We start from the raw sequence: 15,744 nt of genomic DNA, 5'->3' as shown, positions 1-15,744 counted from the left end.
GTCGAGACCCGTCAGCCCTTCTTACGGCCTCCGCCCCGCCAAGGTTCACCGCCACACCTGGGCGCGGCCTGAGAGGTCGCCGCGCCCCGCACCGCGTCGTCACGCCTTGCCGAGCACCACGACGCCGTCGGCGACGTGCACGTCGACCGGTGCGAGCGGCGTCTTGGCCGGTCCGGAGACGTTGCCGCCCGTGAGCGTGAAGATCGACGCATGGCACGGGCAGAGCAGGTCCTTGCCGTCGGGCTTCACCTCGCAGCCCTTGTGCGGGCAGATGGCCGTCAGCGCGACGATCGTGCCGGCCTGCGGCCGGCTGACGATGATCGGCGTGCCGTTCGAGTCCTTGGCCTTCACCGCGCCGCCGACCGGGATGTCGGCGACCTTGGCGAGAGCTCCGGCGGCCGCCGCGGCTGCGGGCGCTGCCGAGCGGGGCTCGTCGCCGTCGTCGTCCGCGCCGGAGGACCCTCCGCACGCCGCGAGCAGCCCCACGGCGGCGACGCCCAGACCGGCGGCGCCCGCGCGGGCGAGCAGCTGACGGCGGTCGAGGCAGGACTCGCACGCGACGTCGTCCTCCGCGCCCGCGGGCGGCACGGGCCGTGGTGCTTGCGTGCGGGAGGGTGCCTCGGGTGCGGCCGGGGCGGGCGCGGCGACGGGGGTGCGCAGCAGGGTCATCGTCGACCTCCGGGGATCGGCCCACGAGCGGGGCACGGTCGGGGCGGGACGCCGGGCGTCCGGGTCCCCGGAGGCTAGGCCGCGGCGGCGAGGCCGCGGACGGGGGCGAAACGCTTCCACGTCGGCCCGAAACAGTCGGAGGGCGGACCGTGTGCCGGTCCGCCCTCCGCATGCTCGTCGTCGCCGGTCAGGCCGAGCCGTCGGGCCCCGCCTCGCTGCGCTCGACCGCGGCACGGTCCGCCACGATCGACGCCACGCCCGCGACTGCCGTGACGGCGGTCGCCGCCTGCGCGGGCGGCTCGACCGTCGCGCCCACGGGCTCGAGCACCGCGTCCTCCGGGGCAGCCGTGGCAGCAGCCGTCGCGGGACCCGCTGCGTCACCCGCCTGCTCGGCCATCCGACCCTCGAGACCCGAGAAGGACCGGAGCGGCAGCTCGGGCATGAGGATCACCAGCACGATCGCGACGACCATGATGATCGCGGCGAGCAGCAGCACGGTGTCGACCGACTCGGAGAAGCCGACCTGGAACGGGTGCGCCAGGCGGTCGTCGATCTGGTTGATGAACGACGAGTTGTCGAGCGAGAAGCCGCCGGTGCTCTGCCCGTTCGCCACGGCCTTGATGCCGGCGATGATCGGGCCGTTGAGCTTGTCGCCGATCAGCGTCGGGTCGTTGAGCGCAGCCTGGAACTGCGGGGTCGCGTACGCGCGCTTGAGCGCGTTCGTGATGTTCGTGCCGACCGTCGAGAACAGCACCGACAGGAACACCGCGGTGCCGAGCGTGCCGCCGACCTGCCGGAAGAACAGCGAGGACGACGTCGCGACGCCCATGTCGCGCACCGGCACGGCGTTCTGCACCGCCAGCACGAGCGGCTGCATCGTGAAGCCCAGGCCCAGGCCGAACACGACCGAGATCGCGAAGATCGTCGGCAGGCCGGAGTCGGCGTTGAGGCGCGAGAACAGCAGCGAGCCGAGGCCCATGAGGATCGTGCCGGCGACGGGGAACACCTTGTACCGCCCGGTGCGCGACGTCGTCTGACCCGCGATCACCGAGCCCGCCATGATGCCGAGCGTGAACGGGATGAGCGTCAGGCCGGCCTGCGTCGGGCTCTGGCCCTTGACGATCTGCAGGTAGAGCGGCAGCGTCGCGAGGCCGCCGAACATGCCGAGGCCGATCACGGTGTTGGCGCCTGCGCCCATCGAGAAGACGCGGTTGCGGAAGAGGTAGAGCGGCAGGATCGCGTCCTTGCCCGCGCGGCGCTCGAACAGCAGGAACAGCGCGAGGCCGACGACGCCGGTCGCGTACGCGGCGACCGCCTTCTGGGACGTCCAGCCCCACTCGCGCCCCTGCTCGGCGACGATCAGCAGCGGCACGAGCGTGATGACCAGCGCGACGGCGCCCTGCCAGTCGATCTTGTGCGCGACCTTGTGGAGCGGCGGAAGGTGCAGCACACGCGACACGACGACGAGCGCGACGATGCCGATCGGCACGTTGATGAGGAACACCCAGCGCCAGCCTGCGATCCCGAGGATCGTCTCGGTGCCGGCGAAGAACCCGCCGATCACGGGCCCGAGCACCGACGAGATGCCGAACACCGCAAGGAAGTAGCCCTGGTAGCGCGCGCGCTCACGGGGTGCGACGAGGTCGCCGAGGATCGTGATGGCCAGCGCCATCAGACCGCCCGCGCCGAGTCCCTGGATGCCGCGGTAGAGCGCGAGCTCGTACATCGAGGTCGCGGACCCGGAGAGCAGCGAACCGAACACGAACAACGAGATGGCGAGCAGGTAGAACGGCTTGCGGCCGTAGATGTCGGAGAGCTTGCCGTAGAGCGGCGTGACGATCGTCGACGTCAGCAGGTACGCCGTCGTGACCCAAGCCTGCAGGGGCAGGCCCTTCAGGTCGTCGCCGATCGTGCGGATGCTCGTCGCGACGATCGTCTGGTCGAGCGCGGCGAGGAACATGCCGAGCATCAGGCCGCCGAGGATGGTCAGGATCTGGCGGTGCGTCGGCGGCGTGAACCCGGCCGGCGGGGCGTCGAGGGTGGTGCTCTGCTGCGACATCGGACCTTCTCTGGGGGGCGCGCGGGCGCGGCGGGGAGGGCAGTCGTGGAGCGCGGACGCGAGGCGGGGACGCGCGACCGGGAGAGGGACCAACGTCCCGCATGTTGACCGCAACAACCAATCGCATTCGATGTGTTCCCGGTCACCGCGGGTGAACCGGGAGCGCGGGCTACCGTGTGCGCATGCCGTCCCCCGCCTCCGGTCCGCTGCGCGCCGCGCGCGCGGCGCTCGTGGCGGCGGCGACGGTGGCGCTCGGTGCGCTGGCGCACGTGCTCGGTGGCGGCGCGCCGCCGTCGGCCACCCTGCTCGGTGCGCTCGCTGCGCTCGGGTTCGCGCCCGCCGTGCTCGCCACGCGTCGCCGCCTCGGCCCGCTGCTCGCGGTGGGCCTGCTCGGCGCCGGCCAGGCGATCGTCCACCTCGCGCTCGGCGTCGTCGGGCCGATGACGTGCGTCGTCCCCGGGGTCGCGGCGGGCCCGCACGCGGGGCACGGAGTCGCGGGCGCCGCCGCCCGGCTCACGGAGCTGTCAGCCGGAGCGGGCGGCATGGCCGTCCCCGGCGGCACCGGTGCGGGCTGCGCGCCCGCCGCGGTCCACGTGGTGCTCGGCGGCGGGACCATGCTCGCGCTGCACGTGCTCGCGACGGTCGTGACCGGCCTGCTGGTCGCGGGCGGGGAGCGCGCGCTGTGGTGGTTGGCCGCCTGGCTGCGGCCGCTCGTCGAGGTGCTCCGGCCCGTCACGGTGCCCGCGCTGCGGCGGGTCACGGTCGCGCCGCGCGCCGGACGCCTGCCCGCCGCCCGACGCGCCGAGTCGTGGTCGCTGCGGGGACCACCGGTCGCAGCGCCGGCGTTCGCCTGACCGCTGCCCGACCGGCCCGTGCACGGGTCGTCGTCGGCCGCGCGGCACGGCGTCGTCGGCGCACCCGGGCGTGCGTGACCACGTCGCGGCCGCCCGCGTCCCGTGACCCCCGACCCTGCCGAGCCTGCCCGTCATCCCGGGCCGCCGGCGCCAGGACGAAGGAAACCCGACCTTGCCTGACTCCCCTGCCACCCACGCGCCCGCGTCCGCCGGCCGCACCGCGCTGGGCTTCCCGCCCCGCCCGGAGCACCCGGCGCGCGGGGCGATCCTGGAGGGCGTGACCCTCCGCACCGCCGCGCGCCGGCTCGGCGCGCTCGTCGCCGTCCTGCTCACCACGGGCGGCGTCCTCGTCGCCGGGGCGGCGTCGGCCCAGGCGCACGACGAGCTGGTCGGCACCGACCCCGCCGACGGCTCGACGGTCGCCGTGGCGCCCGACCACGTGACCCTGACGTTCGGCGAGCCCGCCCAAGAGCTCGGCACCGAGATCGTCGTCACGGCCGCGGACGGCACGCGCGTCAGCGTCGGCCGGCCGAGCCTCGCGGACGACACCGTGACGCAGGCGCTCGCCGACTCCCGCCCCGACGGCAGGTACACGGTCAAGTGGCGCGTCACGTCTGCCGACGGGCACCCGGTCAGCGGGACCTTCACGTTCACCGCGGTCGGCGCGGCCGCCGTCGTGCCCGACACCGCGACGGCGCGGCCGACCGCTGCCACGGCGCTCCCGACCGCCACGTCGACGCCCACCGCGGACCCGAAGGCCTGGGGCGACGGCGACAACCACGTGCGGCCCGCGCTCATCGGGTTCCTGCTGCTCGTCGTCGCGGTCGGCGTCGGCCTCGCGACCTGGCTCGTCTCGCGGCGCAACGAGCAGTGACGACCGCGCCCGCGCCCACGAGCGCCCGGCCCTGGTGGGTCGCGGCGCTCGCGGTCGCGGGCGCGGTCTGCGCGCTCGTCGGCGTCGCGTTCTCCGGTGCCGTGCTCGCACCGGTGCTGCGCGACCCGGGCGCCGTCGTGCGGTGGGGGCTGCCGGCGACGAGCACCCTCACCGAGCTCGCCGGGTCCGTGACGCTCGGTGCGCTCGTGCTCGCGGTCGGCGTGCTGCCGCGCCGGGTCGCGAACGACCGCCGGGCGGGCCGCCCGTCCGCGCGGTTCGGGGTCGCCGACGGGTCCGCCTACCCGCGGTCCCTCGTCGTGGCGGCGTGGGCCGCGGGCGTGTGGACGGTGCTCGCGATCGTCAACCTCGTGCTCGAGTACGCGACCGTGGCCGGCACGTCACCGACCGCGAGCACGTTCGGCTCGCAGCTCGGGCTGTTCGTCACGCAGATCCCGCTGGGTCGCACGCTGCTGTTCGTCGTGGTCGTCGCCGCGCTCGTCAGCGGGCTGGCGCTGGTGTCGAGCACGCCGACCGGCGCCGCCTGGGCGACCGTGCCCGTGCTCGCGGCGCTCTGGCAGCAGGCGCAGCTCGGGCACGCGGCGGGCGCCGCGGGGCACTCGCTCGCGGTGTCGTCGATGGTCGTGCACCTCGTCTCGGCCGCCGTCTGGATCGGCGGGCTCGCCGCGCTGACGCTCGTGGTCCGGCGGCTCGGGGCGGACATCGCGGCGGCGGTGGCGCGCTACTCGGTGATCGCGGGCTGGTGCTACGTCGGCATCGCGGTGTCCGGGCTCGTCAACGGCGTCATCCGCGTGGACGGCTGGGACGACCTGCTGACGAGGTACGGCCTGCTGCTGCTGACGAAGGTCGCGCTCTTCGGCGTGCTCGGCGTGATCGGCCTCGCGCACCGCGGGCGCGTGGTGCCGCGACTGGTCGCGGACCCGGCGCGGCGCGGGCTCTTCTGGCGGCTCGTGCTCGTGGAGCTGACGGTGATGGGCGCCGTCTCCGGCGTGGCCGTGGCGCTCGGCGAGACCGCGCCGCCGGTCGCCGAGGTGCCGCCGCCCGACCCGACGCCCGCGTACCAGCTGACGGGTCACCCGCTGCCGCCGCCGCTCGTGGCCGTCCGGTGGTTCACCGAGTGGGACTGGGACCTGGTGCTCGCGTTCGCCGCCGGGGCGGCGATCGTCGTCTACCTGCGGTGGGTCTGGCGGCTGCGCCGGCGCGGCGACTCGTGGTCGTGGGCGCGGACGGCGTCGTGGGTCGTCGGGATGCTGCTGTTCGCGTGGGCCACCTCGGGTGCGCCGAACCGGTACGGGCACGTGCTGTTCAGCGCGCACATGGTGCAGCACATGGTGCTCGCCGCGGTCGTGCCGATCTTCCTGGCGCTCGCGGGGCCGGTGTCGCTCGCGCTGCGCGCGCTGCCCGTGCGGTCCTCGCTGCTGGCCGGCGACGCGTCGCGCGGGCCGCGCGAGTGGATCCTCGTGCTGGTGCAGAGCCGCGTCGGGCAGTTCCTCGCCCACCCGGTGGTCGCGGCGGTCAACTTCGTCGCGTCGATGATCGTCTTCTACTACTCGGGCCTGTTCGAGTGGTCGCTGCGCACCGGCGTCGGGCACTACGCGATGGTCGTGCACTTCACGCTGGTGGGGTACCTGTTCGTCAACGGCATCGTCGGGGTCGATCCCGGGCCCAAGCGGCTGCCGTACCCGCAGCGCCTGCTGCTGCTGTTCGCCACGATGGCCTTCCACGCGTTCTTCGGCGTGACGCTCGTGGGCGGCGACGCGCTGCTCGTCGCCGACTGGTACGGCCTGATGGGTCGCACGTGGGGGCCGAGCGCGATCGCGGACCAGCAGGCCGGCGGCGCGATCACGTGGGGCATCGGCGAGATCCCGACGCTCGCGGTCGCCATCGGCGTCGTCTACGCGTGGTCGCAGGACGAGGAGCGCGCGGCGCGCCGACGCGACCGCAAGGTCGCGCGCGAGGGCGACCTCGAGCTCGACGAGTACAACGCGATGCTGGCTCGCCTCGCGGAGCGCGACTCCGACGACCGGGGCACGCACCCGGGCGCGTGAGCCCCGACCGAGCCCGCGAGTCCCGTCCGAGCCCGTCAGTCTGGTTCGAGCCCGTGAGACCCGCTCGAGCCCACGCGTCCCGCTCGAGCCCGCGCGTCCCGCTCGAGCCCGCGCGTCCCGCTCGAGCCCGCGCGTCCCGCTCCAACCCGTGAGTCCCGCTCGAACCCGCGAGTTCGGTCGGTTTCCGTGAGTCGAGACCCGCGCAAGCCGGCGGAACTCACGGGGTCGACGGCCGGTCGGGGCCGGGGCCGCGGGGTCGGGGCCGCGCGGGCGTCCGGTGCGCCTGCGAGCGCGTGATAGGACGGACCGGTGACCGATGCGACCCCGTTCCACAGCCTCGACTCCTACATCGCCCTGCCCCGCATGTCGGGGCTCACGCTCTCGCCGGACGGCACGCGACTGGTCACGGCCGTCGCGACGCTCGACGAGAAGCGCACGCGGTACGTCACCTCGCTGTGGGAGGTCGACCCCGCGGGCGAGCGACCGGCGCGGCGCCTGACGCGCGGTGCGAAGGGCGAGTCGAGCGCCGCCTTCACGCAGGACGGCGACCTGCTGTTCACGTCGGCCCGTCCCGGCGGTGACGACGACGAGCCGGTCCCGGCGCTCTGGCTGCTGCCGCGCGACGGCGCCGAGGCCCGCGTGGTGGCCGAGCGGAAGGCCGGCGTCGGCGGCGTGCACGTGGCGCGCGAGGCCGACGTCGTCCTCGTCACGAGCGACCTGCTGCCCTCGGCGAAGGACGCGGCCGACGACGAGCGCCTGCGCGGCCTGCGCAAGGAGCGCAAGGTCGCGGCGATGCTGCACGACGGCTACCCGATCCGGCACTGGGACTCGGACCTCGGCCCCGACAGCCCGCACCTGCTCGCCGGGCGGCTGCCGTCGTCGGCGCCCGCCGCGGCCGGGGACGAGGAGCCGCGCGTCGAGCTCACCGACCTGACCGCGGGCCAGCACAACGCGCTCGTCGACCAGGCGTCCGCGATCTCGCCGGACGGCGCGACGGTCGTCACGGGCTGGACGCGTCGCGAGGCTCGCGGTGACTCGCGCTCCGTGCTCGTCGCGATCGACGTCGCGTCCGGGGAGCAGCGGGTGCTGGTCGACAACCCGGACGCGGACCTGTGGCATCCGGTCGTCTCGCCCGACGGCGCGTGGGTCGCGTTCGCCCACGAGGCGCACTCCACCCCCGAGCGCGCGCCGCGCGTGACGTTGCGCGTCGTGCCGCTGGCCGGCGGCGAGGCGCGCACCCTCGGCGCCGACTGGGACCGCTGGCCGGCCGAGATCGGCTGGCTGCCGGACTCGTCGGGCCTCCTCGTCGTCGCGGACGACGACGGACGGGGGCCGGTGTTCCGCGTCGACCTCGAGTCGGGCGACGTGCGCCGCGTGACGAGCGACGACGCGGCGTTCAGCGACGTCCGCGTCTCGCCGGACGGCCGCACGGGCTACGCGATGCGCACGTCCTACGCGGCGCCCGCCCACCCGGTGCGGATCGACCTGACGTCGACCGAGCCCGTCGCGGCGCAGCCGCTGCGCGCTCCCGCGCCGCTGCCCGAGCTGCCGGGCCGCCTCACCGAGCTCGAGACGACGGTCGAGGACGGCCGGCGCGTCCGGGCGTGGCTCGCCCTCCCGTCCGGCGACGGCCCGCACCCGCTCCTCCTGTGGGTGCACGGTGGCCCGCTGAACTCGTGGAACGCCTGGTCGTGGCGCTGGAACCCGTGGCTGCTCGTCGCGCAGGGCTACGCCGTGCTGCTGCCCGACCCGGCTCTGTCGACGGGCTACGGCCAGGACATGATCCAGGCGGGCTGGGGGCAGTGGGGCGCCGCGCCGTTCACCGACCTCATGGCGATCACCGACGCGACCGTCGCGCGCGACGACATCGACGAGACGCGCACGGCCGCGATGGGCGGCTCGTTCGGCGGCTACATGGCCAACTGGATCGCGGGCCACACGGACCGGTTCCGGGCGATCGTCACGCACGCGAGCCTCTGGGCGCTCGACCAGTTCGGCCCGACGACCGACGGCGCGTACTACTGGGAGCGCGAGCTGTCGCCCGAGATGGCGCGGGCGAACTCGCCGCACCTGCACGTCGAGCGGATCGTGACGCCGATGCTCGTGGTGCACGGCGACAAGGACTACCGCGTGCCGATCGGTGAGGGGCTGCGGCTCTGGTACGAGCTCGTCTCGCGGTCGGGGCTCGCGGCCGACGACGAGGGGCGCACCCCGCACCGGTTCCTCTTCTTCCCCGACGAGAACCACTGGGTGCTGAGCCCGCAGCACGCCGTCGTCTGGTACGGCACCGTGTCGGCGTTCCTCTCCGAGCACGTGCTGGACGAGACGATCGCGTACCCCGAAGTCCTCGGATAGTCGATCACCCGAAAGTGTGATCGAGCCGTCTCGGCGTGCGAGCCGCCGGGCGAGCGGTCAGCCTGGTGCACCAACAGCCGGGACCCCCTCGCCCGGCGGGAAGTGAGGACTCGACATGGGCATCGGTGCTGGCATCTTCCTCATCGTCGTCGGCGCGATCCTGTCGTTCGCCGTGAGCGACCACGTCTCCGGGGTCGACCTGACGGTGATCGGGTACATCTGCATGGGCGCGGGCGTGCTCGCGCTGATCCTCGCGCTCGTCCTCAACGCGCAGCGCTCGAACACGACGCACCGCGAGGTCGTCGACGTCGAGCGTCGCGACGTGCCCCCGGCGCCGCCGGCGGTCTGAGCCCCAGCGGCCGGGCGGCAGGCGCACGACACGCCCCGCCCGGCCGGTGGTTCGTCCGGGCGGGCCGCCCGACCAGGGGTGCCGTGCCCGGAACGTGAGATTCGTGCTCGTCGGTGTCGGTGGCGACCGCTACGTTCCGGCCATGCGGACCCGGTTGACGAGCTGGTGGCAGAGCGCGGTCGTCCCGCGCCGCGGAATCGCGCAGCTCCTGCCCGCGGCCGGCTGGCCCCTCGTGGTCGGGCTGACGGTCCTCGACCTCGTCGTCGGGCTGCTCCCGGTGGCGTTCGTGCTGCTGACGAGCGTCGTGGTGGGAGCGGTCCCATCGGCCGTCGAGGGCGGCTCCGGCTCGCCCGAGTGGGCGCATCTCGTCCGCGTGTTCCTCGCCGCCGCCGGCGTCTTCCTGCTGCGGCAGGTCCTCGCGCCGCTGCAGACGGCGGTCGGTGTGCGCATGCAGCGGGCCGTCGACGGTGCGTTGCGGGAGCGGGCCATCCGCGCGACGCTCGGCACCGTCGGCATCGCGCCCCTCGAGGACCAACGGGCGCTCGACGCGCTCAGCGAGGCGACGCGCGAGTTCGACAACGACTTCCACAGCCCCGGCGCCGCCTGCGCCGGCCTGCTCGCGCTGCTCGGCCGGTACGTGCAGCTGGTCGGGTACGCGGTCGTCGTGGGCGTCGTCGCCTCGTGGTGGGCCGCCGCCGCGCTCGTCGTCGCGGTCCTGGTGTTCCGGTACGGCCAGCGCGGCGGCCTGCGGCGGTACTCCACCGCCTGGAGCCTCGTCACGGGCCACCGGCGCCGCGCGACCTACCTGCGCGAGGTCGCGATGGGCCCGGCCGCGGCGAAGGAGATGCGCGTCTTCGGCCTCGCCGGGTGGTTCTCCGACCGCTACACCGAGGCCGTCACCGCGATGCTCGGGCCGGTCACCGAGCAGCGCCGCCGGATCTACTTCGCGCCCTACCTGCTCTACACCGCGATCGGGCTCGTGGTCGCCGCCGGGGTGCTCGTCTCGATCGGACGCTCGGCGGCCGCGGGCGACATCGGGCTCACCGCGCTCGCGCTCGGCATCCAGTCGGTGGTCGCGGCGATCGCCCTCGGCGGGTACTACCCCGAGTCCGACGTGCCGACCCAGTACGGGATGCAGGCGGTGTCCGCGCTGCGTGCCTTCGAGGCGCGCGCCGCCGAGGTCGAGGCCGCGGAGGAGGACCGGGACGGGACGCGCGGCGCGGTCCCCGAGCGCGTCCACCTCGCACCCGAGGCGCCCGCCGCTGCGCTCCGGTTCGAGGGCGTCACGTTCGGGTACCTGGGCAGCGACCGGCGCGTGCTCGACGGCCTGGACCTCGAGCTGCCGGCCGGGCTGTGCACCGCGATCGTCGGTGTCAACGGCGCAGGCAAGACGACGCTCGTCAAGCTGCTGACGCGGCTGCACGAGCCGACGGGCGGCCGCATCACCGTCGACGGGACGGACCTGCGCGCGGTCGACGCGCACGAGTGGCGCCGGCACGTGAGCGTGATCTTCCAGGACTTCGTCCGCTACGAGCTCTCGGCGGCGGACAACATCGCGTTCGGTGCCGTCGCGACCGCGCGCACCGACGCCGCGGTCCGGGACGCCGCCGAGAAGGCGGGCATCCTGGACGTGGTCGACGGGTTGCCGAGCGGGTTCGAGACGCCGCTGTCGCGGTCCTACGAGGGCGGCGCCGACCTGTCGGGCGGCCAGTGGCAGCGGATCGCGATCGCGCGGTCGCTCTACGCGCTCGGGGCGGGCGCGCGCGTCCTGGTGCTCGACGAGCCGACGTCGGCGCTCGACGTCCGGGCCGAGGCCGCCTTCTTCGAGCGGTTCGTCGAGCTGACCCGCGGCGTGACGTCCGTGCTGATCTCGCACCGGTTCTCGAGCGTGCGCCACGCGGACCGGATCGTCGTGGTCGACGGCGGTCGGGTCGTCGAGCAGGGCACGCACGACGAGCTGCTCGCCACCGGCGGCACCTACGCGCGGCTCTTCCACCTCCAGGCCGAGCGGTTCGCCGCGGGCCTCGACGCCGACGGCAACCGGATCGAACCCGACGACGAGCTGACGGAGGCGCGCGCATGAGGCAGACGGTGAGCGGTGCGGCGCAGCTGTTCGCGATCGCGTGGCGCGTCGGGCCGGGCAAGCTCGCGCTGTCGACGGTGCTGATGGTGCTCGAGGCGGTCGCGATGCCGCTCGCGGCGCCCGCGCTCGCGGCGCTGACCGACGCGGCGGTGCGTGGTGACGCGCGCGGTGCGACGGTCGCGGCCTGCGTCGTGGCGGTGCTCGTCGTCGCGGCGCTGACCGCGGGGCACTTCGCGCACATCTTCTACTTCGAGCTCGGCGACCTCGCGGTGATCCACCTCGAGCAGGAGCTCGTCGCCCTGTCGCACGACTCGCCGGGCATCGAGCACCACGAGCGGCCCGAGTACGCGGACCGGCTCCAGGTGCTCCGCAGCGAGCTGAACCGGTCCGGCTGGGGTGCCATGCAGGCGCTGCTGTCGTCGATCGGGCTCGGCGTCGCGCTCGTCATCACGGCCGTGCTGCTCGCGCGGCTCAACCCGTGGCTGCTGCTCCTGCCCATCGCGGCGGTCCCGCCGCTCGTGCTCGGTCGCCGGGCCGAGAAGGTGATCGGCGACGCGCGCGCGCAGTCCGCGTCGGACAACCGGCTGGCGCGGCACCTCTTCATCCTCGCCGGCGACGCGGGCGCCGCCAAGGAGCTCCGCGCGTGCGGGCTCGAGGACGAGGTCGCGGCGCGCCATCGCGGCGCGTGGGACTCCGCGAGCCGGACGCTGTGGCGCGGCGAGGTGCGGGCCGACGCTCTGCGCGTCGCGGGTCAGCTGACGTTCGCGGTCGGGTACGTGCTCGCGACGCTCGTCGTGGTGCGGGACGCCTTGCGTGGCGACCGGACGGTCGGCGACGTCGTGCTCGTCATCACGCTCGCCGCCCAGGTGAACCAGCAGGTCACCTCGGCGGTGACGATCCTGCAGCAGCTCCAGCGGATGGCCCGCTCGCTCGCGGACCTGCGGTGGATGCGCGCGATGGTGCGTGCCCAGGGCGGCTGGCGGCGCGAGGCGACGGTCCCGATGCCGGCGGGCCTCACCGACGGCATCCGGTTCGAGGGCGTCTCGTTCGCGTACCCCGGCACCGACCGGCCCGTGCTCGAGGGCGTCGACCTGCACCTGCCCGCCGGGTCGAGCGTCGCGATCGTCGGCGAGAACGGCGCCGGGAAGACGACGCTCGTCAAGCTGCTGTGCCGGTTCTACGCGCCCACCGCGGGCCGCGTGACGGTGGACGGCGTCGACCTCGCGGACATCGACCCGCTCGCCTGGCGTGACGCGACGGCCGCCGGCTTCCAGGACTTCTGCCGGTTCGAGCTGCTCGCGCGGCACGCAGTCGGTGTTGGCGACCTGCCGCACGTCGACGACGACCCGGCGGTGCTCGACGCGCTCGACCGCGCGCACTCCGCGGACGTCCTCGAGCGGCTCGAGAACGGCCTCGACACCTCGCTCGGCACGAGCCACACGGCCGGCGCGCAGCTGTCGGGCGGCCAGTGGCAGAAGCTCGCGCTCGGACGCGCCATGATGCGCGAGGCGCCTCTGCTCGTGGTGCTCGACGAGCCGACGTCGGCGCTCGACGCGCAGGCCGAGCACGACCTCTACGAGCGGTACGCGGCACACGCGGCGGCCGTCGGCCGGGCGACCGGGGCGATCACGCTGCTGGTCTCGCACCGCTTCTCGACGGTGCGGATGGCAGACCTGATCCTGGTCGCGGCCGACCACCGCGTGGTCGAGGCGGGCACCCACGAGGAGCTCATGGCGGAGGGTGGCCTGTACGCCGAGCTGTACGACCTGCAGGCGGCGGCCTACCGGTGACCGATTTGCGCGTTTGGGTGATCTCACCGACCTCTCACGGGTGACCTGCATGGCGGTTGCTCCGCGAGGGTCGATGATGTTCCGGTGACGCGATCGTCGGGCCGGGCACGGCACGTCAGCGTCGCCGCGTCCACGGCTGCGGCGACGCGCGCCGACGTGCGCGCGCTCGCGATCGCCGCGCACGGGCTCGACCGGTGCCGCGACCTCGACGACGTCGCCCACGCGGCCACCGAGCTCGGCGTCGAGATCCTGCAGGCCGGCACGGTCGCGCTGTGCCGCATCGAGCAGGAGACGTGCCGCGTGCTGCGCGCGTACCCGGAGCCGACGGAGCCGCGCGAGGTGTGGGTCATGCGCACGGCGTTCCGCGCCGACGACCGGCCCGCGCTGCGCGCGCTCATCCGCGACCGCGCGAGCTGGGTGGCCCACGCCGTCGACACCAGCGGCGAGCCGACTGCCCCCGACGACGCCGACGCGGGCGACCCGGCCGAGGTCGCGACGCTGCGCGAGCTCGACTCGGCCTCCGGACTCGCGGTGCCCGTGATCGTCAACGGCGCCGTCTGGGGCCTGCTGTACGCGACCCGGTCGCTCGGCGCCGACCTCTTCCGGGTCGACGACGTCGCGCGCGCCGAGGTGCTCGCCGCGCTCGTGGCCGGCGCGGTCGCACGCGTCGACCTCGAGGCCCAGGTGCGGCACCTCGTCGCCGACGACCCGCTGACCGGCCTGGCCAACCGCCGCGTCGCGGACGCCTCCGCCGAGACGGCACTCGAGTCGGGCCACGAGACGTGCGTCGTCATGTGCGACGTCGACGGGCTGAAGCGCGTCAACGACGAGCTCGGCCACGATGCGGGCGACGACCTGCTCCGCTCCGTGGCTGACGTGCTGCGCCGCGCCGCCGAGGCGCTGCCCGGCACGACCGCCGCGCGCATCGGCGGCGACGAGTTCTGCCTCGTCACGGTGGGACGCCGTCGGGCGGAGGTCGCCTCTGTCGTCGCCGAGACCATCTCTGCGTTCCCGCTCGCGCACGGCGCCGCCATCTCCTACGGCATCGCGTCGACTGCGGTCACCGGCCCGGTGTCCGCGCGCCACCTGTTCCGCCAGGCCGACTCGGCGCAGTACCGCGCGAAGCGCGCCCGCGCGCGGGCCGCGAAGGCCGCCATCGCCGTCGAGGCGGACCCGACGGTCACCGCCGAGCGGGTCGTCGTCTCCGGCTCGGCCGCGATCGCGGCCGCGCAGTCGGGCGTCGTGCCGCGGCTGTGCGCGTTCGCCGCGGCGGTGACCGAGACGCTCGGCGGCGCCGAGTGGGCCGTCCTGATGCGCCGAGCCGAGGGCGAGGCGGCGTCGGCGATCGCGCGCGGCGGCAGCCCGGCCGAGCTGGGCCGCGCCACCCGGACCACGGTGGTCGAGCACGACACCTGGGTCGTGGAGATCGGGGCGGCGGAGGCCGCGGCGACCGACGCGCCCGTGCGGACGGCGCTCGACGCGCTCGTGGCCGTCGCGGTGGTCGGCGCGACCTGACGTCTTCCGCGGTCCGACCCCGGCCCGCCCGGGCGCGGGTCACGCGCGACCGGCGCGCGTGACCTTTCTTCTGACCCGGGCGCGCAGCGCGCGGGTCGCGACCGGTCCGAGGCCGTCGACCGTCTCGGCCACCACGCCGAGCACGCGGAGGGCGTCGGTCGCCGACCGTGCACCTGCGGGATCGACGCCCTCGTACAGCTGCAGCCCGATGAACGCCGCGGTGACGGCGCGTGCGGCTCCCGCTGCGTCCAGCAGCCCGCCGAGCGGCGACGTCTCGAGGACGCGCGCGATCACGGCCTCCACCTCGGCGGCCCAGGCGTCGATCGCGTACCTCGCCGCCTCCGCGAGCCGCGGCTCCTGCTGGGCGCCGGCCATCACCTGGGCCATCTGGGCGACGTTTCCGCGGTCTCGCTCGACGGCCTGCAGCGTGTCGCCCAGCGCGAGCAGCTCCGAGAGGGTCGAGACGTCCGCCAGCCGCCGCCGGTAGTCGGCGACGGACTCGTCGACGGACCAGCGGACCGCGGCGGCGAGAAGGTCGGCCACGCTCTCGAAGTGGTAGAAGACGAGCGCCTGGTTGACCCCGGCGCGTGCGGCGATCGAGCGGCCCGAGATCGCGCTGACGCCCTCGGCCGCCAGGGCGTCAGCCGCCGCGGCGAGCAGCTTGTCGCGCGTCTTCACTCGGCGGCGGACTGGCGGTGGGAGACAGCGACGAGAACGGCGCCGACACAGCTGCCGAGCAGCAGCCCGAGCACCCCTCCCGCGATGCCGCCCTCGATGAAGGCGAACCACGCCGTGGGCGGGTGCTCGAGCCCCAGCACGAGCCCGACGATCCCGCCGACGAGCCCGGTGACGAAGGCGGTCGTGAGGGCCGTCAGCCCGAAGAGCCGCCAGTTGCGCTGCGAGGCGCTCGTCGGGTGCGCGCGCAGCAGCCAGACCTCGCCGACGGCCGCCAGGCCGACGGGGCCGAGCGTCACGGTGGCCGCGACGGCCGCCACGATCCAGGGCGTCGTGGAGCGGGCCGGTCTCGAGTGCGCCGCGCTGGAGGGAGCCGGAGCGGGCTGGTCGATCATCGCGGCCTCCTAAGCGGATTTGAGCGCCTGCTCAAGTCTTACCAGGAGTTGAGCGAGTGC

12 protein-coding genes are annotated in these 15,744 nt (G+C 74.8%); 8 read left to right on the top strand and 4 right to left on the bottom strand.

Features of this window, described 5'->3' with window-relative positions; all coding sequences use genetic code 11:
* Positions 1-99: 99 nt before the first annotated feature.
* A complete protein-coding gene (locus QRT04_RS08185) occupies positions 100-669 on the bottom strand; it encodes a QcrA and Rieske domain-containing protein (protein ID WP_289454726.1) in 570 nt (189 codons plus the stop codon).
* Positions 670-856: 187 nt separating this feature from the next.
* A complete protein-coding gene (locus tag QRT04_RS08180; protein ID WP_289454725.1) occupies positions 857-2,728 on the bottom strand; it encodes an MDR family MFS transporter in 1,872 nt (623 codons plus the stop codon).
* A 182-nt stretch (positions 2,729-2,910) separates the two neighbouring features.
* Here QRT04_RS08180 and QRT04_RS08175 point away from each other — a divergent pair, with 182 nt between their 5' ends.
* The 8 genes from QRT04_RS08175 to QRT04_RS08140 all read left to right on the top strand — a co-directional run bounded on the left by QRT04_RS08175 (position 2,911) and on the right by QRT04_RS08140 (position 14,614).
* Positions 2,911-3,582 (top strand): hypothetical protein, encoded by a 672-nt coding sequence (locus QRT04_RS08175; protein WP_289454724.1) that lies wholly within the window; start codon positions 2,911-2,913, stop codon positions 3,580-3,582.
* A 277-nt stretch (positions 3,583-3,859) separates the two neighbouring features.
* Positions 3,860-4,456: a copper resistance CopC family protein gene (locus QRT04_RS08170; protein WP_289454723.1), complete on the top strand. Its 597-nt coding sequence runs from the start codon at positions 3,860-3,862 to the stop codon at positions 4,454-4,456.
* The gene (locus QRT04_RS08165; protein WP_289454722.1) at positions 4,453-6,522 is read left to right on the top strand and encodes a cytochrome c oxidase assembly protein; all 2,070 of its coding nucleotides are present in this window, start codon (positions 4,453-4,455) and stop codon (positions 6,520-6,522) included. Before QRT04_RS08170 ends, QRT04_RS08165 begins: the two co-directional genes overlap by 4 nt.
* 363 nt (positions 6,523-6,885) lie before the next feature.
* On the top strand, positions 6,886-8,877 hold the full coding sequence (locus QRT04_RS08160) for a S9 family peptidase (protein WP_289455736.1): 1,992 nt from the start codon (positions 6,886-6,888) through the stop codon (positions 8,875-8,877).
* Positions 8,878-8,992: 115 nt separating this feature from the next.
* The gene (locus QRT04_RS08155; RefSeq protein WP_289454721.1) at positions 8,993-9,226 is read left to right on the top strand and encodes a DUF6458 family protein; all 234 of its coding nucleotides are present in this window, start codon (positions 8,993-8,995) and stop codon (positions 9,224-9,226) included.
* Between the two features lie 142 nt (positions 9,227-9,368).
* Positions 9,369-11,309 (top strand): ABC transporter ATP-binding protein, encoded by a 1,941-nt coding sequence (locus QRT04_RS08150; protein ID WP_289454720.1) that lies wholly within the window; start codon positions 9,369-9,371, stop codon positions 11,307-11,309.
* Positions 11,306-13,099, top strand: a complete 1,794-nt coding sequence (locus QRT04_RS08145) for an ABC transporter ATP-binding protein (protein WP_289454719.1) — start codon at positions 11,306-11,308, stop codon at positions 13,097-13,099. Before QRT04_RS08150 ends, QRT04_RS08145 begins: the two co-directional genes overlap by 4 nt.
* Positions 13,100-13,183: 84 nt before the next feature.
* Positions 13,184-14,614: a GGDEF domain-containing protein gene (locus QRT04_RS08140; RefSeq protein WP_289454718.1), complete on the top strand. Its 1,431-nt coding sequence runs from the start codon at positions 13,184-13,186 to the stop codon at positions 14,612-14,614.
* 39 nt (positions 14,615-14,653) lie between these two features.
* Here the strand turns inward: QRT04_RS08140 and QRT04_RS08135 are convergent, their stop codons facing one another.
* On the bottom strand, positions 14,654-15,292 hold the full coding sequence (locus QRT04_RS08135; RefSeq protein ID WP_289454717.1) for a TetR family transcriptional regulator: 639 nt from the start codon (positions 15,290-15,292) through the stop codon (positions 14,654-14,656).
* Positions 15,289-15,684 carry a hypothetical protein gene (locus QRT04_RS08130; RefSeq protein ID WP_289454716.1) on the bottom strand — a complete coding sequence of 132 codons (396 nt, stop codon included), beginning with the start codon at positions 15,682-15,684 and terminating at the stop codon, positions 15,289-15,291. Before QRT04_RS08130 ends, QRT04_RS08135 begins: the two co-directional genes overlap by 4 nt.
* Positions 15,685-15,744 lie beyond the last annotated feature (60 nt).

Origin of the sequence: Cellulomonas alba, from assembly GCF_030362835.1 — a bacterium.
GTDB classification, from domain to species: domain Bacteria; phylum Actinomycetota; class Actinomycetes; order Actinomycetales; family Cellulomonadaceae; genus Cellulomonas; species Cellulomonas alba.
The sequence above is the reverse complement of the archived record's forward strand: the minus strand, read 5'-3'. Positions and strand labels throughout refer to the sequence as shown.

Excerpts from the sequence above, each read along its gene's own strand:
- QRT04_RS08155 (WP_289454721.1), top strand. The coding sequence starts at position 8,993 with ATGGGCATCGGTGCTGGCATCTTCCTCATCGTCGTCGGCGCGATCCTG.
- QRT04_RS08180 (WP_289454725.1), bottom strand. The coding sequence starts at position 2,728 with ATGTCGCAGCAGAGCACCACCCTCGACGCCCCGCCGGCCGGGTTCACG.
- QRT04_RS08130 (WP_289454716.1), bottom strand. The coding sequence starts at position 15,684 with ATGATCGACCAGCCCGCTCCGGCTCCCTCCAGCGCGGCGCACTCGAGA.
- QRT04_RS08160 (WP_289455736.1), top strand. The coding sequence starts at position 6,886 with ATGTCGGGGCTCACGCTCTCGCCGGACGGCACGCGACTGGTCACGGCC.
- QRT04_RS08175 (WP_289454724.1), top strand. The coding sequence starts at position 2,911 with ATGCCGTCCCCCGCCTCCGGTCCGCTGCGCGCCGCGCGCGCGGCGCTC.
- QRT04_RS08185 (WP_289454726.1), bottom strand. The coding sequence starts at position 669 with ATGACCCTGCTGCGCACCCCCGTCGCCGCGCCCGCCCCGGCCGCACCC.
- QRT04_RS08150 (WP_289454720.1), top strand. The coding sequence starts at position 9,369 with ATGCGGACCCGGTTGACGAGCTGGTGGCAGAGCGCGGTCGTCCCGCGC.
- QRT04_RS08145 (WP_289454719.1), top strand. The coding sequence starts at position 11,306 with ATGAGGCAGACGGTGAGCGGTGCGGCGCAGCTGTTCGCGATCGCGTGG.